We start from the raw sequence: 18,985 nt of genomic DNA on the forward strand, positions 1-18,985 counted from the left end.
GCATCGTCGACCGTCCGCCAGCGCGATTCGTCGGGGACTTCCAGCGACAGCGCCGGCGGGTAGCCGCGTGAAACAGGCTCAAGGTGATCGATCCCCTGGTATCCGGTATGGTGGGCGATCCCGACGACGCAGAGTCGACTGCGCCCTGTGACAAGTGTGAGATGTCGATCCCGACAGACGCCGACCAATGTCCGATCTGTGGCTACCGACCAGCCGGGTACAACCCAACGCTACTCCGCGCCGGGCAGGCGTTCTTCACCCTTGCGGCCGTCGTCTCGCTCCTCGTGTTCGTCGCTGGGGTGACCCGGATTTCGCCCGGATTGCCGACCGAGATAATCTCCAAGATCGCGATCGTCGCGCCGTACACGCTGGGGATCTCCAGCTTTTTCGCCTACTACATCCGCGGGAAGCGGGGGACGACGCCGACCGACAGCAGCGCGTTCAACTGATCGGTCTCCGTGCCGAGTTCCCGGGTGTTGCCGGTCGGTCGTTTATACGACCGGTCTCGTGACGGGTGAGAACCCCGCGGCGTGAATCTGAGCGTCCGTCGCGGGACGCGGCTCGCCGTCACGAGCGGAATGAGGGCGATGGGGGCGACCGCGGCGCTACCGGAGTCGGACAGATCTGAGAAGCGAACTGGAGCCGCGGGGTGCGCGTATCGGAAGCCTAGGCCGAGATTTGAACTCGGGGTCTCGTCCTTACCAAGGACGCGCTTTACCGCTAAGCTACCCAGGCGCAATGAGTCGTTGACCGGATTCGACTTTATGGGTTTCGATTCGGGAGCGTCCCGTCACGGAGACACACACGTTCCGGCGCAGTCGGCCGATCACCGGTCCGTCGCGCTCACGGCGCGGTCGGAGATGTCGGCGATCCGATCGACGGTCGCATCCGGAAGCGCACGGCCCGGCGGCGGGAACTCGCCGTCGTAATCGGCGGCCAGTTCGCGGGCGTACGTCAACAGCTCCTCGGGCGGCTCCCCGCCGACGGCGGTGGTGCCGGCGACGACCGCGAGTTCGAGGGCGTCGATCTCCAGGTTCCGGTCGAGCGCGGTCGCCGCGGCGGGGTCGGTCCCCTCGCGGTCCCGGACCGTCTGGTCGCGACCGAACGCGCGCACGACTTCGACCGCTGCCGCGGCGGCGTCGGTACACGCCAGCAGCGAGAAACCGCGCGAGACGAGCACATCGGCGGTGAGCACGTCCATGTCGGCGTCGATGTCCGTCTCGCGCGCGGGCGCGGTCACCCACGGCTCCTCGTGGGCCACCGACCGGGTGAGTCGGAGTCCCTCGTAGATGAGCTGTACGCCGGCCGCCCGATCGACCACTGCGTCGGGGTTGACCTCCGGGTCGACCGCGCGGGCGGTGACCAGCGCCAGCACCCCGGGCGTCACGGCGGCGTCGAGGATGCGGCGTTCGAGGGCATCGCGCAGCTGATCGGGCTCGACGTCCGCGAGCGCCTCGTGTGCGGCCTCACGCGCTCGCGCGGCATCGTCCATTACGTAACGGTAGTCGATCGAGGGGCAAAGACCTTTGGAAACGAACGGAATACCACAGTGTGATCCGCACCCGAGACGATGACGGCGTCCGCGTCGTGACGATCGACCGCCCGGCGCGCCGGAACGCCCTCCGCCCCGAGGACCTGACCGCGCTCCGCACCGCCGTCACCGACGCCGACGCGCCGGTGACGTACCTTCGCGGCGCCGGCGAGGCGTTCTGTGCCGGCGCCGATCTCGACGTCGTCGCCGACCTCGACGACCCGGCGGCGTTCGCCCGCATGGGCCAGCGCACGGCCACGGCGATCGCGGACGCGGAGACGGTCGTCGTCTGCGGGGTCGACGGCGCGGCCCGCGGCGGCGGCGTCGAGCTCGCGCTCGCGGCCGATATCCGAGTGGCCACCCCCGCGGCGACGTTCGCGGAGCCCGGCGTCGCGTTCGGACTGTTCGGTGCGTGGGGCGGGACCGTTCGCCTCCCGCGAGTGATGGGCGAGGGCGACGCGCTCGACTTCGCGCTGTCGGGGCGCGTGCTCGACGCCGACGCGGCGCTCCGGACCGGGCTCGTCTCCCGCGTCGTCGACGACCCGCGGTCGGTTGCGGACGCGGTCGCAGAGGGCGCGCCGGACGCGCTCCGCGCGATCAAGCGGCGAGTCCGCGACCGGCGCGACGACGAGACCCAAGAGGGCGCGGAGGCGACCGCGTTCGCCGACCTCGTTCGCGCGCACGCCGACGGTATCGCGGCGACGCGCGGGGAGTGAGTCGAACCGGGCGCCGCCGCCCGCCCCGCGGTTCGGGACCCCCGCCCGCCCGCGGTCGGTCGGATGTGACAGGTTTAAGTAAATGTCCGACCAAGCATCAGATGCGAAGCCCGCACCGGTAGTGTAGTGGTATCACGCAACCTTGCCATGGTTGCAACCCGAGTTCAAATCTCGGCCGGTGCATCTTCTCGCTACGCTCGAAGATACACCGGTCTGCCTCCCGTTCGCTCCGCTCACGGGAGTCTCGGCCGGTACTTTTTTTTGACTGGTCTAGTCGGTAGCCTCTATTTTTGTCTACGTTTCTTTGGGTACTGCTGGACTCTACTTCACTTAGAAATAGGTCTGCGGCTGGCGCGTGCCTCCGAGCGCCCACCGGGCGCGAGGAGCCCGCGCGAGGGAGTCGCGAACGGAGTGAGCGACGAGGCTGGGGAGGTGTGAGGCTGCGGTGCGGTTGCGGTTGGGTGGGACTCAAAGGGGGCAGCCGCGAGGACGCCGCAGGCGACGTAAGCACTGGAAGGAGCGAGTGCAACGAGCGACTGAAGCGCGCAACGAGCGTGCGGCGTCCTCGCGGCTGGGGATTTGGCGGTGTTCACGCCAATCAGCTATCCGTCATTTATAAGCGATCGGCCGAACCCGCGACACAGTCCCCGATCGAACCACGAACCACTTCCACACACCGATCCGAACGCCAGACCGTCACGGTTAGGTTCGCCCGTTCGTTTGGACAGGTAAACCCGTCTCGCCGGCACTCACATCGGCGAGCCAGATCCCACCATGCAACAGTACCTCGATCTCGTCGACGACACCCTGTCGACGGGCACGCACAAGCCGAACCGAACCGGCGTCGACACGATCGCGACGTTCAGCGGGCAGTACACCGTCGACCTCGCGGAGGGATTCCCGCTCCTGACGACCAAGAAGATGGACGGTTACCGCTGGAACTCGCTGATCCACGAGGTGCTCTGGTACCTCTCCGGCGAAGAACACGTCCGAAACCTCCGCGAGGAGACGAAGATCTGGGACGCGTGGGCCGACGAGGAAGGCCGCCTCGACACCGCCTACGGCCGGTTCTGGCGCCGGTTTCCCGTGCCAGACGGCGTCGACGCGCTCCCGGGCGAGACGTGGCCCGAAGACGCGCACCGCTGGGTGAACGTCGAGGAGGGACCGGACGGCGCCGAGCGTCGGACCTTCGACCAGATCCAATACGTGCTCGACACCCTCGACGAGAACCCGCAGTCGCGCCGGATGGTCGTGAACGCGTGGCACCCTGCCAACGCCGCGGTCTCGACGCTGCCGCCGTGTCACTACACCTTCGTCGTGAACGTGCAGGACGGCCGGCTCAACCTCCACCTCACGCAGCGCTCGGGCGACATCGCGCTCGGCGTGCCGTTCAACATCGCCGCCTACGCGCTGCTCGCGAACGCGCTTGCGCAGCGGACGGGGTTCGAGGTCGGCGAGTTCGGTCACACCGTCGTCGACGCGCACGTCTACTGCGGGCGCGGCGATCGCGGGAAGTGGTACGGCAAAAACCTCCGGTACGTCCAGGACCGGCTCGCGACCGTCGAGAGCAAGGCCGACTACCTCGACGTGAAGAGCTGGGTCGAGCGGACCGCCCCAGACGAGACGGCCGGCGAGGAGGGGTACGACCACGTCCCCGGCCTGCTCGAACAGCTCTCGCGGGAGCCGCGCGAGCGCCCCCGGATCGAGATCGCCGACGTGCCGCTCGACGAGCTCACCTACGAGGACGTCGAGGTCGTCGACTACGACTCCGCGGACGGCATCTCGTTCGCGGTCGCGGAGTGATGGCCGGCGACGCGTTCGCCGGCGACGGCGCCGACAGCGCCAGCGTCGACCTCGTCCTCGTCGCCGCGGTCGCCGAGAACCGCGTCATCGGCGACGAGGGGGGAATGCCGTGGCACTATCCGGCCGATCTGGCGCACTTCAAGCAGCTCACAACCGGCCACCCCGTGATCGTCGGCCGCGCGACCTACGAGAGCATCGCCGACCGGATCGGCGGCCCGCTCCCGGACCGAACCAGCGTCGTGGTGACGACCCGCGACCTCGATCTCCCCGAGGGCGCCGTCGTCGCGAACGACCTCGACGAGGCGGTCGACCTCGCGGTCGCCGACGCCGCCGACCGCGGCGTCGACGAGGTCTACGTCATCGGCGGCGCGACCCTCTACGAGCAGTTCCTCGACCGTGCCGACCGGATGGTGCTGACTGCGGTCCCCGAGCGTCCCGAGGGCGACACGTACTTCCCGGATTGGGACGCTGAAGGGTGGACTGAGACGGCGCGCGAATCCGTCGGGGATGACGACGAGAGCGACGACGAGGCCGCCGCGCTCGCGTTCGTCACCTACGAGCGGATCGACGGGTAAAGACAAGATCCCGAGCCCGCTATCGATCTCCCGGCCGGTGTATTCTATTCTGGAAGAATTCTAGGCTCTTTCTTATCTGTACACACAGTAACCAGCCGATAATTATTGTGTATCACATACTATAAGCGTTCATAGAGATCGACCAAACACTTTTGTTACCATAGTGTGTTATATGCTCTCATGACACTAGCAGAAACCTCGATCGATCCCGGTCAGTGTCCGTTCTGCGGGACGGAACTCGCGTCGCCCGGCGCGGGATTCATGCGCCACGTTGAAACCGAGCCCGAGTGTCGCGACGCGTTCGAAACGTGGCGCGACCGCGTCACCGACGATATGCGGGGCGGCTGGGCGGGGTGACGGAGCGGTCGTCGGCGCGGGAGCCTCGGTGCGACGCTGACTCAGCTCCGCAGCGCTTCCACGGGACGCTCGTTCGCCGCCTTCCACGCCGGGTAGGCCCCGCTAACGATCCCCACGCCGACGCCGAACCCGAGCGCCAACAGGAGGTAGTAGCCGTTCGTCGGGTCGAGTACGAGCGCGGCGTCGACCGCGGGCGTCGAGACTACCAGCCCGGCAACGAGCAGCACGGTCAGCAGGGTCCCTGCCGCCGCGCCCGCCGCGCCGATGAGCCCGGCCTCCGCCAACAGCACGCGCAGCACGTCCCGGCGCGTCACGCCGACCGCGCGCATCACGCCGATCTCCTGTCGGCGCTCGATGGTGCTCATCAGCATGACGTTGAGGATCGAGACGCCGGCGACGACGAGCGAGATGGCCCCGAGCCCGAGCAGGAACGTACTTAAAAGATCGAAGAAGCCGTTGATCTCGTCGACGATCGCCGCCAGCTCGAACAGGTCGACGCGCTCTTCGCGGGCGTTCACCGACTCGCGGATCGCGTCCGCGGCCGCTCGTGCCGTCTCTCCCGAGTCGGCCACGACGAGCGCCTGCGCGTAGCCGTCGGCGGCGAACGCCGACTCCGGGAGGAAGACAGCGTCGTCTGGCGCGACCGGGCTGAACGTCTGGCTCTCGGCGAGCACGGCGACGACGCGGACCTGCGTCCCGGCGATCCCGACCGTGTCACCCGCGCCGACGTCAAGGTCCTCGGCAACGCCCGCACCGACGATCGCGCCCTGTCGGTGGCGGTCCGGGAGCCTCCCTTCGGCGGCCTCGAACGCGAGCCCCGGCTCCTCGACGCCGTACACCGTCGCGAAGGTCTGTGAACTCGCCCCCTCGACGACCGCGTTGTCCGAGTACAGCGGGACGACGGCCGGGTCCCCGACTGCCGGATCGCTGACGGCGCGTCGGATCGCGGCCACGTCGGCCGCCGAGAGCGACTCCACCCCGGCGTCGGCGTTCGGCGAGACCACCACCTGCGTGCCGATGTCGCCGATGGCGTCGGCGGCGCCGAGCGCGAGCACGTTTCCGAAGATCCCCAGCGCCGCGACCGCGAGCACGCCGATACAGACGCCGAGTACCGCCAGGACTGTTCGCATGCGATTTCGACGGAGGTTCCGCGCGGCCATCGAGACGGCGGGGCGCCAGCCGCGAAGCCAGCCGGTGACTCCGCCGCCGCTCATCGGTCCGCTGGTGCCGCCGCTGCTCATCGTTCCTCCGGCGCGAGCGCTGAGTCGGCGTTCCGGTCCGGCGAGTCGGCGTTCCGGTCCGGCGAGTCGGCGTCCATCGAGGCCGCCTCGTCCGAGATGCCGCCAACCAGCACTCCGTCCGTGAGTTCGACGATCCGGTCCGCGTACTCCTCGACCAGCGGGTCGTGCGTGACGGCGATGACGGCGACCCCTTCCTCCTTCACGCGCTCGAACTCGGCGAGGATCGACTCCCCGGTCTCCGTGTCGAGGTTCCCCGTCGGCTCGTCGGCGAGCAGCACCGCCGGCTCGTTGATGAGCGATCTGGCGATGGCGACCCGCTGTTTCTGCCCGCCGGAGAGTTCCGACGGCTCGTGGTCGAGCCGGTCGCCGAGCCCGAAGCGCTCTAGCAGGTCGGCGGCGCGATCGCTCGCGTCGCCCGGGTCGAACGCGGTCGGAAGTGCGACGTTCTCGACCGCGGTCAGCGTCGGCAGGAGGTGGAAGTCCTGGAAGACGAACCCGATCGATTCCTTTCGGGCCGCGGTGCGCTCGGCGACCGTGAGCTCGGTCACGTCGGTGCCGTCCAGCAGGCGCCACCCCTCTGTCGGGTCGTCGAGGAGGCCGAGCACGTTGAGGAGCGTCGACTTCCCGGAGCCGCTGGGGCCGACGACCGCGACGAACTCCCCCGGCTCGGCCGCGAAGTCGACATCGTCGAGCGCCACCACCGGCTCGGCGCCCCCGCCCGGATACCGCTTGGTCGTGCCCCGGAGTTCGACGCTATACATCGCGACGACGGATCACGCTCCCGGCGACCGCGACCCCCGCGCCGCCGACGAGCCCGACGATGCCGAGCGTCCCGAACGTGCCGACGACGCCGGATCCCTCTCCGCTCCGCTCGCCCGAGTCGGGGAGCGCCACCGTCGCGGTCTCGGTGTACCGGACGCCGCGCTCGGTGTAGGCGACCCGGATCGGGATCTCGGTCGCCACGGAGGCGTTCGCCGCGGTCCGCAGGTCGAAGGCGACGAAGTCGCCCGCGCCCACGCTCCCGACGAAGTACTCCTGACCAGCCGGGGTCGGCTCGACCCCGTCGGCGCCCGCGACTGAGACCACGACTCCCTCAAGCTCGCCGCTGCCCGCGTTACCGAGGTTGGCGTCGACGACGACCTCGCCGTCGGGGGTCGTCTGGACCGTCGCGTCGGTGACGGTCGGGCTCCCCTCCCGCGTCGGGTACCGGAGCGTCGACGTCGCCGTCCGGTTCGCACCGGCGCCGGCCGACGCGTCGAGTTGGGACCGGAACGCCGCGGTGACCGTCACGTCCGAGCGCTCGTCGAGGGGACCGAGGTCGACGACCACCTGCCGCTCTTCGCCGGGTGCAACGTCTTCCACGACGAAGGGGCCGACCTCGACGGTCGGGTCGGCCTCTCCGTCCTCGCTGTCGCCTCCGTCCTCCGCCCCGACCGGCGTGCCGACGGCGGTCAGGCTCACGCGGTCGGCGGTCGAGGTTCCGGTGTTGACCACGGTCACCGCGACCGGGGAGTCGGCCGACCGGACCGCTTCGCTCTCGTCGTCTTCGGCGGTCTGGAGCCCGCCGCCCCCGCCGAAGACGCCCTCGATGCCGCCGAGGTCGACGCCGCCGGCGTTCTGGTCCTCCTCGTCGCTCTGGAGGTCTTCCGGCGAGAGCGCACGAGTGCGCACGTCGAGCGCGACCTCGGCCGGCTGGACGTCGACGATCACGTCGCGCGTCACCGTGACGGTCCCGCCGTCGTCGTCGCCGCCCGTCGCTTCCTGCTCGGCGACGACCTCGACCGTGAGTCGGTGTTCGCCCGGCTCGTCGAATCGGGTCCAGAGGACCACGTCGGTCGCGTCACCCGCAGAGAGCGCCCCGACCGCAGTCGCCTCGTCGCGGGGGTCGTCGTCTTCGTCGTCCTCGTCTCCGTCGTCGCTGCTCGCGTTGAGGAGCCGGACGCTCGTCACGTCGGCCGCCGCCGGGCTCCCGCCGGAGTTCGAGACGGTCACGTTCAGCGCCGTTCGCTCGCCGACTGCGGGCTCGGTCGAACTCGCGTCGATCCCGTCGATCGCGATCCGGGCGTCAGGCACCGCCGTGGCCGCCCCGACGGCCCCCAGTAGCGCCAGCAGGGCCAGCAGCGCGGCTGTGGTTCTCGTGGATATCAATGTCACCCCTGTTAGGGGACCGCGCGGCATATATCCGTCGTAGGCGGGGGTATCGTGGCGGCGGTGACGGCCGGTCGTCGCCTCACGCCGCTCCGTACCGTCCCGGGCCGCCGACGGACGCGAACGTATACGATGTCGGGTCCCGGACCGACAGTACCGGTTACGGATGCTTTTTCAACCGTCCGGCGTAAGATAGGGTAATGAGCCAGTGCGACACCGCGAGAGCGGGTGATCGGCGATGATGGGCGGCAACGACCAGCAGGCGTACGACCGCGGCACGTCGCTGTTCTCGCCGGACGGCCGGATCTATCAGGTCGAGTACGCCCGCGAGGCGGTCTCGCGCGGCGCGCCGAGCGTCGGTGTCCGGACGGCGGACGGCGTCGTCTTCGTCGCGATGTCCCGCGCGTCCTCCACGCTGATGGAGGCCGAGAGCATCGAGAAGCTCCACAAGCTGGACGACCACCTTGGCACCGCGAGCGCCGGCCACGTCGCCGACGCCCGCCAGCTGATCGACCTCGCGCGCCGCCAGTCGCAGGGGAACCGCCTGCGCTACGGCGAGGCCGTCGGGGTCGAGGCGCTGACGAAGTTCGTCACCGACCACATTCAGGAGAACACCCAGCGCGGCGGCACCCGGCCGTACGGCGCCGCGCTCCTCATCGGCGGCATCGAGAACGGCGAACCGCGCCTGTTCGCGGCCGACCCCTCCGGGACCCCCAACGAGTGGAAGGCGACCGTCATCGGCGGCGGTCGACAGGAGATCCAGGGTCACCTCGAAGACGAGTGGAGCGACGACCTCTCGCTCGACGCGGGCGTCGAACTCGGCATCGCCGCACTCGCCGCCCACGAAGACGAGTTCGAGCCGGCGGACCTGGCCGTCGCAACGGTCACCGAGGCCGACGGCTACCGGACCCTCCCCGTCGAGGAGATCGCCGAGGCGTTCGAGGCCGCCGGGCTGACGACCGCTGAGGAGGAAGACGATGAGGACGCGGACGACGCGGACGACGCAGACGACGCAGACGACGAGGAGTAGCTCCCTCGCCGTCCCCCAGGCCCTTTTGACGCCGCTCCCCGAACCGCGGGTATGCCACGCATCGCGGAGCTCGTCGCGTACCCGCTGAAGTCGAACGACGGGGCAGCGGTCGACCGCGCCGAACTCGGGCCGAACGGCGCCATCCGCGGCGATCGCACGTACGCGCTCGTCGAGGCCGGCGTCGACCCGCACACGGCCTCCGTCGGCGGCGACGGCGGCTACGTCAACGGCAAGCGCGAGCCGGCGGTCCACCGGCTCTCGGCGAGCTACGAGCTCGCCGGAGCAGCCGACGCGACGCCGACCGCAGTCACCCTCTCGCGGCCCGCGCGCCCCGAGAGTGGGGTCGGCGCCGAGACGCGCACCTTCGCGCTTCCCGACGACGGTGAGGCCTTGGCGGCGTGGGTCGGCGAGTACCTCGGCTACGCCGTCGACCTCGTCCGCGAGCCGGACGGCGGACTCCCCGACGACCGGGCGGCACCGGGGCCGACGGTCGTCTCACGGGCGACGCTGGAGACGGTCGCCTCGTGGTTCGACGAGGTCGCCGACGCCACGGAGATGCGCCGGCGCCTCCGACCGAACCTCGTCCTCGACGACTGCCCGGCGTTCTGGGAGGACCGGCTGTTCGCCGACCACGGGGAGGCCGTTCGCGTCTCGCTCGGAGAGACGGCACTGCTCGGTGTCAACCCGTGTCAGCGCTGTGTCGTCCCCTCGCGGGACCCGGACACGGGCGACGAGATCGAGGGATTCCGAGAGACGTTCGTCCGCAAACGCCGCGAGACGCTTCCCGCGTGGACCGAAAGCGACCGGTTCGACCACCACTTCCGGCTCATGGTCAACACGGTCGTCCCGGAGTCGGAGTGGGGCTCGACCCTCGCGGTCGGCGATTCGGTTGCGATCGAGGGCGTCGAGCCGGAACCGAACGGTGAGAGTTAAAAGGAAACTGTCGCTTACTGCCCGCCGTCGGTCATCGCGACCGGGTCGCTGTCCGCGAGGTCGCCGTCCGCGAGTTCCGATTCCGCCGCGTTTCCGACCGAATTCGTCGACTCGCGCCCCTCGGCGGCCGGGTCTGCGACGCCGAAGTGCGTCCAGAGGGTGGCGCCGACGACCGCGTAGGCGACGAGGTCGTAGTGGACGACCCCGTCGAAGCCGGTGAACGCCGCGGCCGTGCTGTACGCGAACAGGCCGGCGACGCTCCCGACGAACAGCGCGTCGGTCGTGAGCCGTCCGTCGGCGATCCCGCCCAGCGCCCGACGGATGATCGGGCCGCAGGCGACGAGGAACGCGATCCCGGAGAGCGCGCCGAGGTTGACGAAGAAGTGCGTCGCCATCCGCGAGTCGAGGAGCGACTGCAGGTACTCGACCGTGAGGGGGTCGTAGAAGAGCCACTCCAAGCGGGTCGGATACAGTACCGCGATGTACGGCGTCGCGACCATCAGGCCGAACAGCACGGCGACGGCGACGCGGGCCGACGCGAACTGCGAGGCCCGGCGGGCCTCGAACGCCCGGTCCGCCGGGTCGACGACGAGCCCGCACGCCTCTAGGGTCTCCCGAATCTCGCTCCGGGAGACCGACGGGTCGTGGTGGACGCCCACAGTGCCGTTCCGCGCGGTCGCCGACGCGGCGCTCGCGCTGTCGCAGTCGCGAAGCACGGCCTCCAACAGCCCCTCGCGGCGTTTCGTGTCGATTCCTTCAACGGAGAAGGTGTCGTGAACGTGCGGCTCGGGCACCCGCGCGACTCGCGGCCCGGCGCCGGGGCCGGACGCGTCGGCCGAGGAGTTGCCGGTCGGCGCGTCGAGCCCCCGATCGCGGACCACGGCGTCGAGCCGCGTCGACCGCCCGTGGTGGTCGTCTGGCATGTGCATCACATACACCCGTACCGCTATGAAACTTCCCCCGTTCGGGACCGACGCGGACCGAGCCTCACCCGGTGAGCGGGTGACTCACGAGTTGACCGACTCCATGTACGAGGTGACGATCATCTGCCCCTTCCGCGTGAGCGCGGCGCCCGTGTCGCCGTCGACGACGAGGTTCTCCTCGCGGAGCGTTTCGAGGACCATCTCCGTCTGGGTAACGTCGCCGGTGATCACGTCGGCGATGTTGGCCTCGCCGCCGGCCGAGTAGATCGAGACGAGTATCTCCAGCTGTTCTTCCGTCGGATCGAACGCCTCGACATCCTCCATCACCTCGTCGTACTCCAGCTTGATGTACCGGCCGAGCACGTTCAAAATGCGCTTGGTGGGGACCGTCGCGATCGAGGTCACCGTCTGCGTCTCCGGGACGTGGCGGAACACGAGCGCGGGGCGCTTTTTGCCCGCGATCGTGCGGTTGGTCCGCTCGTAGTCGATGACGGTGGAGAGATCGACCGAGAACGGCTCGGGGCAGTCGGCAAAGCTGATCGCGCCCGGCGAGAGCGTGATCGATGCGGTGTGGTCGGACGCGTCGGTGACCCGTCCCCCGAGCTTCGCCGGATGGCGGACGGTGACCGTTACACCGCGCAACAAGGTCTTGAACAGCAACCGGGTGAACCGATCCATGTCGTCCGCCTTGCCCTCCACGAGTGCGGTGTGCCTGTCGCCGTCCTGTTCGTAAGCAAGCGTGACGCTGTCGCTGAAGAACGACTGGAGATCGCCGGGGACGGTGCCGACAACGACATCGAACACCTTCGAGAGGGGAACGGTCGTCTTCGCATCCTCGGTGGCGAGCACGAGCCGGCGCTGGCTCAGGAGGATGCGGCCCGTCACCGGTTTGTCGCTTCCGAGGCCGGAAGTGTGGACGCGACCGACGAAGTCGGCGACGACGGACTCTTCCATCGATCCTAGCTAATGACTCTCCGGTATTTACTGTTACTCACGATGTATCAATTGTGATACCATGACCGTAGGTGAAAATTGAACCGGTTCGGGCGCTCAGACGGATTCGGTCGCGCGACGGAACTGAGGAACAGCAAAGCCTAATGAGGTGGGCATCAAATCGTCAGTTGATGCCCACAGTAGAATACCTCAACTACGAAGTGCTCGACGACCACGACTGGTCGATGGACGATGACGACCTGTTCGAGGAGGCCGCAGGTGCGGACCTCGACGCCGAGGACTACGGCTCCCTCGAAGTGAATCAGGGCGAATACATCCTCGAGTCGGCCGAGGCACAGGGCTACGACTGGCCCTTCTCGTGCCGCGCAGGCGCCTGCGCGAACTGCGCTGCCATCGTGAAGGAAGGCGAAATCGAGATGGACATGCAGCAGATTCTCTCCGACGAAGAGGTCGAAGAGAAGGACGTCCGCCTGACCTGCATCGGCAGCCCGGAGACCGACGAGGTCAAGATCGTCTACAACGCGAAACACCTCGACTACCTGCAGAACCGCGTCATCTAAGCAGCAGCGTAAAACACTCGTTAAACAATCGCGGCTCTTCGGAATCAGCTTTGATTTCGTATCCGCGACATTCCTGCTATAGAGCCGACCTATAGCCGGTTCTCTGATCACTAGAAAACTCGGAGCAGAACCTTCTTTTGTAATTCACGACGTTTGGTCACCCTTGAGTCGATGTCGGATGCTCGCGCCACAGTTTCCGGTGTACTTGTAACTCCGCTCCGTTCACCCGAGATGTAGTCTCAACACAAAATCCTTTGAATAGCGCCACGTCTTCCGGAAGTACACACCGACACAGAGTGAACTACCCTTCTTTTCTCGGCAGCTACCACTAGCTCATTGAGATAGGTGTTTGATATCCGACTCGCTGATACCTACCCAGAATTCACTCTGCTTCCACAAGGTGTGTTGCCAGCGATTCGAGTTTGCCCGCCTCATCGATGGCACTCATTCACCGCTCCGGGAGCTGTGACGCCCCGAACCGCGCGCCAGCAACCGTACCCGCAATCGCCCCAATCGTATCGGTGTCTCCGCCGCGATTGACCGCAGTCACGTTCGCTTCCTCGGCACTCTCAGTGAACAGCCCATCGTGGAGCGCCGTTTGTAGCGAGTGAACGACGTATCCCGACGTCTCCAACGTGTCTGGTGAATCGCCACGAACGAGGGGTTGAAGCGCCGTGAGAGGGCTACCTTTGCCTGTGCGGCATTGATCCCCCCCTCGTTCAGATCCGACGTCTGAAACTCCGTTTTTTCGCCGTGTGAGCAACCATATTATCTACAGGTTAAAGAGGGACCCAGGTAATTGCCCTAGAGTAATATTCGACTCGGCGGGTCGATTTCTTACCGGGGGATGGGCGACCCACGTGAGTGCCCGTCGAGACAACAACGGGCAACGATCCGGGTTCGGCGATTCCGCCGTTCGTTTATATAAGCGACGGGTTGTATTCGGTGCCCACCCCTGTTCCAATAACGAATCGCCGATTGCGCTTATAAACGAAACTACACGCGGGCTAACCGGGTTATATCCCCCCGAGACTGATCAGGACTCCGAGTAAGACGAGTACGACTACGGCGGCCGTGCCGACGGCGAGCGGTGTGTTCTCCATCGCTTTCTCGTAGAACGGCATCGATTCGTACTCTTCGCGGAACGCGTCTCGATTCTCCGCGTCGTAGAAGTACTTGGTCTTGAAGGCGAAGCGCTCGGTCACCGCGCACCCGGTACAGACGGGAGTTCCCTCCAACCGTTCGGTCTTGATATGCGAGTCGCAGTTGATACTCCCGCAGTTCGCGCAATACGTGTAGTCGTTATCAGTGCCAGCTGTATCGCAGTGAACGCATCGATGAATCCCATCTTCGCTCGTGACGCGTGACGGTCCGGCTGTGAAGTACTCGTACGGATACGTGTATTCCCATAGTTCAGTCGTCTGCCGAATCTGTGGGAGGTACACCGGTTCGATCGACTGTACCGAAATGTCGGAGCGCTTCGGTTCGCACGTTTTCGTGTACGTGACGTTGTTGTCTCCCGTGTAGGAGACCGTCGTCGTGTGGCGTTCTTTGACCCGGTTGACGGCCCAGTCTTTGTACTCGGTCTGTGTCTGCCCGAATCGTCGCTCTTCGACCACATCGAATTGATCTTCGAACTGCTCCGCGTCGAGATCGACGGTCGCGTGGAGGTTCTCCAACACGAGGTTCGAGACATCACCCGCAGCGGTTTTCGGGTGGCCGCGTTCGGCGTGGACAACGAACCGAGACCGGTCGTTGACCCGATGAATCACGCCGACCGACGTTTCGAAGACCGCGTTCGTGTCCGCTGTCACAGCAACGACCGGCCGGAAGGTGACGTGAGAGTGCGGCGCGGGAAGGTCCGCTGACTCGATGTTTTCGATGTCGTGGAACGCTTCCTCGACGGGTGCCGTCACCGACGTCGCCGGATCGTACGGCCGGAGCGTCTCGTCGCACAGAATTTCTATCCGACCGTTGTACAGGTCCAACCCGATCTTGTCAGCGATCTCACGCAGGTCCTCGCCGTCGATCAGTTCGATTGGGTACGGGTCGTCGTTCCGCCGAAGCCGCTGGGCGTAGTCGATGGCCGGGCCGGTGAATCGACCGGTCGTTGCCACCATCCCGCGTTTCGGCCCGTCGAACTCGAAGGTCGCAATCGCGGAGTGTAGCTTCTGTACGACCGGTCGCCCGACGGTTCCCGTGTGCTTACACTCGACGACGACACCGCGCCGAGTCCCGTCAACGACCTCTTCCATCAGGATATCGCGCCCCTCGTCGGCGGTCCGTTCCGCCTGCCGGACGTTCTCGTACCCGAGGTTCCGGAAGACGTCCTCCATCACGTCCTCGAACTCGAATCCGGAGAGATCATCTAAGACGGGCATCTAGCGTACTCAATTGTGTCAGTTCCGCTGTAAAGGGTCTATTGAAACCCTCTCCAAGTAACACGTCTTCACAAATGGAGCTCCCAGTTTCGGAAACGACGATTTCCGAAATCGTGATTTCTGAAATACCGTTCCGATTTTAAACCCAATATGAGGCCCCATGGTTGGTGGACAGAGAAGTGTGAGAGAGTATCGTACCGAGTTCGAGGTATTCTAACGGATACTACCCAAAACGCTCCGACGCCGCAATCGCTATGACCTGCCGAGAAGCCGAGAGAGGAACCCGCTTGACTCGTCAGCGTTGCTGTCGTTGGTTTCGTTTTGTGCTTGGTGTTCTGGCCGCGTCTCGGTCTCTGCAGGATTCCCGAGGAGCTCTTCGACAGAGTACCCGATCCATTCTGCGAATTCGTTCGGTGCGCCGATGTACACGCTCGTTGAGGACTTCTCCGACATGAACCGCTTGGGGAGTCGCTTCTCGTAGTCGTACACCTCGTATTCTTCGCGGTCGAAATCAGCCGTGATCGCGTCGGGCTCTGATTCGAACGTGACTCGGCCGCCTTGAATGTCGCGTTGCCATTTGAGCCGCCCCGTGTCGTACGTTTTCTCAGCAGGTTCGTCGGCAGGGAAGTACTCCGGTTGCTTCCTCCCTGCTTCTTCGTAGAACTCCCGAACGATACGACGAACGTCTTCGATCGTGCCGTTCCCGTCAGTCCACGGTTTGTCGGTGAGCATGCGTCGTGCGACGTAACTGAAGATCGGATTCTGCCGTTCGAGCACCGCTGCGAGGTCCTCTTGCGCCTCGCGGAATCCCGGATCCTCTGGGTTCGACGGGAACGACACGTCCATGCTGAGAATCTTCATTCTGTTCCGGAACTCAGATTTCGGGAGCGCGTCGTTCGTCGTGAAGATCAGGCACGGCTGATCGACGCTCGTCGGCGTCCAATCGCCCCAGTAGTTCCGGATCGGGCTCCACCGCTGTATCTTCTCTTTCTCTGCGTCGATGATAGCGTAGGGGAAGCTCGTGTTCCACTCACGAATCCCGCGGATCTCTTTGACGCCGACGTCGTCGGCGTCCACCCCGGAAATCACGGTGTTGTCGGACACCAGTCGGAGGATGTACTCGGTGAGCTTGTCCTTCCCGGCGTCGCTCTTCCCTTCGATGTACAGGTGCTGTAGGACGTTATCGAGCGTCCGCGACGGGGATGATAACGCTTCGGCGTACTGGTTTGCGAACGGGGCCCAGAACCCGTAGAGAAACGCCTCGTACATCTGTGCCATCACCGCCGTCTCGGACTGCGTGTGACCGTGGTTTTCGACGGTCTCGATGTAGTCCTCGATCGTTTCGAGGCAGTGATCTAACACTGCCGGAGTCGGTTCCTCGGTAGCGACGAGGATCATCTCATCTTGCTCACCGATCACGACTTGTTCGGCGTCCGGCAGCACCGTCATCGTCGGAATCGCCGTCGATTCCTTCACCTGCGTGTTGTACGCGCTGAGCGGCGCAGTGATGCTGTGATCCTCAATGGTTGCGCCGCGATCACGGAGACTCGCCCCGAACTCGTCCGCCGTGTCCTTATCGACCGGCTCTGTTGAAATCCTCAGGGAGTTACATGTTCGCCGTGTAATCCTACGGGATGAAGGCCCTCCCGAAGTCGAAGATTCTCCGGTTTACTGAGAAGGCGATCCATCTGGCACGCCGAGCGGTCTCTCGATACTCCTCGAAGTTTTCCAAACACCGCTACACACTTCCGCAGCATGTTGTTCTGCTCTGTCTCAAAGTTCGGAAGAACACGACCTATCGTGGTCTGCTTGACGAACTGATCGAGATGCCGCGCATCCGTCGAACCCTTGGCTTATCCGAACTTCCTACGCCATCAACGCTTTGTAAGGCGTTCAACCGGCTTGATATGGCAGTGTGGCGTGTTATATTGACTATCTCAGCGACGCTACTCCCGACGAGCGGCGTCGTTGGAGTTGATGCGTCAGGATTCGACCGCAGTCACGCCTCGAAACACTACACGAAACGGGCCGAACTCACGATTCAGCAACTCAAAGTGACGCTGTTGGTTGATGCGAAGGTGAACGCAATTCTCGATCTCCACGTGACGACGACTCGGAAACACGATAGCCAGATTGCCCCGTCGTTGATCAAGCGCAATCCCGAGAGCATTGGCATTTTGCTCGGTGACAAAGGCTACGACGACCAGAAAATCAGACAACTTGCCCGTCAACACGAGATTCGTCCACTAATCAAGCATCGTGAGTTCACATCGCTCCACAAGGCGTGGAACGCACGCTTGAACACTGATCTCTACGGCCAACGGAGTCAATCCGAGACGGTCAACTCAACGCTCAAGCGGAAGTACGGTGCATTCGTTCGCTCACGAAGATGGTGGAAGCAGTTCCGTGAACTCACTATCGCTTGTCTCAGTCATAACATCGACCGATCACTCTGAGTGGTCAAGGCAGACGACTCACCAATCATTCAGTGAAGAGACCGGTATCGTTCATTACAGAGGTGTAGCCCCTCTCAACCGGATTAACGGAGGGATAGTTCCTGTCGTTTTAGCTAGCGAGTTCGGGATCGCTGCCATCCTGGAAATCCCCGTCATCGTCCCCGTCGAAGGTGCTGTCCGGGAAGTTCTCGTTCCTATCGAAGGTGCTGTCCGGGAAGTTCTCGTTCCTATCGAAGGTGCTGTCCGGGAAGTTCTCGTTCCTATCGAAGGTGCTGTCCGGGAAGTTCTCGTTCCTATCGAAGGTGCTGTCCGGGAAGTTCTCGTTCCTATCGAAGGTGCTGTCCGGGAAGTTCTCGTTCCTATCGAAGGTGCTGTCCGGGAACTGAACGTTGTCACCGGACATTACGCCCTTCTTTGCGTGGTCATCCATGCGTTCGGGGTCGGTAATGGTGACCTGGTCACCTGGTGCGGCCACGGCGGGGGCAGCCATCATCGAGAGTGCAACCGTCAGCACAACGGCAAACACCGCTACTCGGGTAGTAATGATTTTCATTACACTACCTTGCCACGTTACGTGAGATAATAACTTAGTAGTGTGATACGCTAGCACTGCTCACGCTGACCCCACCACTCGGCATCCACATCCTCTCCCACAGAGCCTGTGACCGTCACATGACTGATATGCAGGCTTAAGCGAACAGTTGTTTCGGAGAAGAATATGTATGAAGAAGAGGATTTCAACAAAGCCAACTCGTCCTGTAATTTGTCCATCTTGCATTGGACACAGAGGTCATCGAAAAAGCAGGAGATGTTATCGTACGGGCAGTCACGGTCCTCGACGTTGACTGATAGGCGACGTTTTTCGTTTTTCCAAATCGACTCCCAGACGTCGATGTCCATGTCAGCTGAGCTGAAGACCACTTCTTGCTCTCGGTCGATGATTTTCGCGGTGGTGACCTCGTGTTGATGTTCCTTGACGAGCGTTATCGCCTTCGTGTAGGATGAACACGGGATCACTCGTGTATCAGCATGGTCATCAAGGAGTTTCACTCTGATTCGCCCGTCATACTCCTCGGTGGGCTCTATGTGATTTGTCATGACACGTGAGTTCTCAAACCCCACGCAAAAGCATTGGTGTCTGGGCGTTTGGGCTCATTACCGTACAGGAGTCTCGTGCGTTTCCTTGCGCTCAGACTGGTCAGCAACAGTGTGCCTGTCGCCCTACGTGTATTGTGACGAGCGAGAGTTCAAAAGTCGGGGACGACGAGGGTTTATAAGCATGAAAATCAGAATCATAGATATGCGACGCCCGAGAAAATTCATGCATCTGTATTCTGACGATGCTTAGGAATCTCTGGCAAGCTCACCCGATACCCC

The 18,985-nt window shown here is 64.6% G+C and carries 17 protein-coding genes, 2 tRNA genes and 3 pseudogenes; 10 read left to right on the forward strand and 12 right to left on the reverse strand.

What is annotated here, in order from left to right; all coding sequences use genetic code 11:
- Positions 1 to 107: 107 nt before the first annotated feature.
- Positions 108 to 449 (forward strand): hypothetical protein, encoded by a 342-nt coding sequence (locus ACNS88_RS12925; protein WP_435098321.1) that lies wholly within the window; start codon positions 108 to 110, stop codon positions 447 to 449.
- A 214-nt stretch (positions 450 to 663) separates the two neighbouring features.
- On the opposite strand, the gene ACNS88_RS12930 is transcribed toward ACNS88_RS12925, so the two are convergent.
- A tRNA-Thr gene (locus ACNS88_RS12930) sits at positions 664 to 735 on the reverse strand.
- 91 nt (positions 736 to 826) lie between these two features.
- Entirely contained in the window at positions 827 to 1,492 is a 666-nt protein-coding gene (locus tag ACNS88_RS12935) for a DUF7114 family protein (protein WP_435098324.1), read from the reverse strand.
- A gap of 59 nt (positions 1,493 to 1,551) precedes the next feature.
- On the opposite strand from ACNS88_RS12935, the gene ACNS88_RS12940 reads away from it, so the two are divergent.
- From ACNS88_RS12940 to ACNS88_RS12960, 5 genes are all read left to right on the forward strand, one after another.
- A complete protein-coding gene (locus ACNS88_RS12940; protein ID WP_435098327.1) occupies positions 1,552 to 2,247 on the forward strand; it encodes an enoyl-CoA hydratase/isomerase family protein in 696 nt (231 codons plus the stop codon).
- Between the two features lie 112 nt (positions 2,248 to 2,359).
- Positions 2,360 to 2,430: transfer RNA gene (locus ACNS88_RS12945), tRNA-Gly, on the forward strand.
- 591 nt (positions 2,431 to 3,021) lie between these two features.
- Positions 3,022 to 4,050 (forward strand): thymidylate synthase, encoded by a 1,029-nt coding sequence (gene thyA / locus ACNS88_RS12950; RefSeq protein WP_435098330.1) that lies wholly within the window; start codon positions 3,022 to 3,024, stop codon positions 4,048 to 4,050.
- Positions 4,050 to 4,625, forward strand: a complete 576-nt coding sequence (locus ACNS88_RS12955; RefSeq protein ID WP_435098333.1) for a dihydrofolate reductase — start codon at positions 4,050 to 4,052, stop codon at positions 4,623 to 4,625. The genes thyA and ACNS88_RS12955 overlap by 1 nt, the downstream gene beginning before the upstream one ends.
- Positions 4,626 to 4,805: 180 nt before the next feature.
- Positions 4,806 to 4,982: a DUF7501 family protein gene (locus ACNS88_RS12960; RefSeq protein ID WP_435098336.1), complete on the forward strand. Its 177-nt coding sequence runs from the start codon at positions 4,806 to 4,808 to the stop codon at positions 4,980 to 4,982.
- 41 nt (positions 4,983 to 5,023) lie between these two features.
- Here the strand turns inward: ACNS88_RS12960 and ACNS88_RS12965 are convergent, their stop codons facing one another.
- Genes ACNS88_RS12965 through ACNS88_RS12975 form a run of 3 tightly spaced genes read right to left on the reverse strand, consistent with a single transcriptional unit; the run spans position 5,024 to position 8,401 of the window.
- Entirely contained in the window at positions 5,024 to 6,223 is a 1,200-nt protein-coding gene (locus tag ACNS88_RS12965) for an ABC transporter permease (protein WP_435098339.1), read from the reverse strand.
- A complete protein-coding gene (locus tag ACNS88_RS12970; protein ID WP_435098342.1) occupies positions 6,220 to 6,984 on the reverse strand; it encodes an ABC transporter ATP-binding protein in 765 nt (254 codons plus the stop codon). The genes ACNS88_RS12965 and ACNS88_RS12970 overlap by 4 nt, the downstream gene beginning before the upstream one ends.
- Complete coding sequence (locus ACNS88_RS12975) at positions 6,977 to 8,401, reverse strand: COG1361 family protein (RefSeq protein WP_435098345.1); 1,425 nt, start codon at positions 8,399 to 8,401, stop codon at positions 6,977 to 6,979. Before ACNS88_RS12975 ends, ACNS88_RS12970 begins: the two co-directional genes overlap by 8 nt.
- A gap of 211 nt (positions 8,402 to 8,612) precedes the next feature.
- Here ACNS88_RS12975 and psmA point away from each other — a divergent pair, with 211 nt between their 5' ends.
- Both psmA and ACNS88_RS12985 read left to right on the forward strand, forming a co-directional pair.
- Positions 8,613 to 9,401, forward strand: coding sequence for an archaeal proteasome endopeptidase complex subunit alpha (psmA, locus tag ACNS88_RS12980; RefSeq protein WP_435098378.1), 789 nt, complete (start codon positions 8,613 to 8,615; stop codon positions 9,399 to 9,401).
- A gap of 51 nt (positions 9,402 to 9,452) precedes the next feature.
- On the forward strand, positions 9,453 to 10,334 hold the full coding sequence (locus tag ACNS88_RS12985) for an MOSC domain-containing protein (RefSeq protein WP_435098348.1): 882 nt from the start codon (positions 9,453 to 9,455) through the stop codon (positions 10,332 to 10,334).
- Positions 10,335 to 10,348: 14 nt separating this feature from the next.
- Here ACNS88_RS12985 and ACNS88_RS12990 read toward each other — a convergent pair whose 3' ends face one another.
- Together ACNS88_RS12990 and ACNS88_RS12995 are read right to left on the reverse strand one after the other, a co-directional pair.
- Complete coding sequence (locus ACNS88_RS12990; protein ID WP_435098351.1) at positions 10,349 to 11,257, reverse strand: hypothetical protein; 909 nt, start codon at positions 11,255 to 11,257, stop codon at positions 10,349 to 10,351.
- Between the two features lie 84 nt (positions 11,258 to 11,341).
- Positions 11,342 to 12,211, reverse strand: coding sequence for a CheF family chemotaxis protein (locus ACNS88_RS12995; protein ID WP_435098354.1), 870 nt, complete (start codon positions 12,209 to 12,211; stop codon positions 11,342 to 11,344).
- A gap of 170 nt (positions 12,212 to 12,381) precedes the next feature.
- On the opposite strand from ACNS88_RS12995, the gene fer reads away from it, so the two are divergent.
- A complete protein-coding gene (fer, locus tag ACNS88_RS13000; RefSeq protein WP_435098357.1) occupies positions 12,382 to 12,771 on the forward strand; it encodes a ferredoxin Fer in 390 nt (129 codons plus the stop codon).
- Between the two features lie 451 nt (positions 12,772 to 13,222).
- On the opposite strand, the pseudogene ACNS88_RS13005 reads toward fer, so the two are convergent.
- The 3 genes and pseudogenes from ACNS88_RS13005 to ACNS88_RS13015 form a co-directional block, all read right to left on the reverse strand.
- Positions 13,223 to 13,450: pseudogene (locus ACNS88_RS13005) on the reverse strand (ADP-ribosylglycohydrolase family protein); the annotation flags it as partial.
- Between the two features lie 337 nt (positions 13,451 to 13,787).
- A complete protein-coding gene (locus ACNS88_RS13010) occupies positions 13,788 to 15,152 on the reverse strand; it encodes a restriction endonuclease (protein WP_435098360.1) in 1,365 nt (454 codons plus the stop codon).
- A 252-nt stretch (positions 15,153 to 15,404) separates the two neighbouring features.
- Positions 15,405 to 16,742, reverse strand: a pseudogene (locus ACNS88_RS13015) (Aq_aa27 family P-loop NTPase); the annotation flags it as partial.
- A 44-nt stretch (positions 16,743 to 16,786) separates the two neighbouring features.
- Here ACNS88_RS13015 and ACNS88_RS13020 point away from each other — a divergent pair.
- Entirely contained in the window at positions 16,787 to 17,608 is an 822-nt protein-coding gene (locus ACNS88_RS13020; protein ID WP_435098363.1) for an IS5 family transposase, read from the forward strand.
- 109 nt (positions 17,609 to 17,717) lie between these two features.
- Here ACNS88_RS13020 and ACNS88_RS13025 read toward each other — a convergent pair whose 3' ends face one another.
- Complete coding sequence (locus ACNS88_RS13025; RefSeq protein ID WP_435098366.1) at positions 17,718 to 18,161, reverse strand: hypothetical protein; 444 nt, start codon at positions 18,159 to 18,161, stop codon at positions 17,718 to 17,720.
- 197 nt (positions 18,162 to 18,358) lie between these two features.
- A pseudogene (locus ACNS88_RS13030) lies at positions 18,359 to 18,706 on the reverse strand (hypothetical protein); the annotation flags it as partial.
- Positions 18,707 to 18,985: the final 279 nt, after the last annotated feature.

This window comes from Halorubrum shenae (assembly GCF_051194165.1).
Taxonomy (GTDB): domain Archaea; phylum Halobacteriota; class Halobacteria; order Halobacteriales; family Haloferacaceae; genus Halorubrum.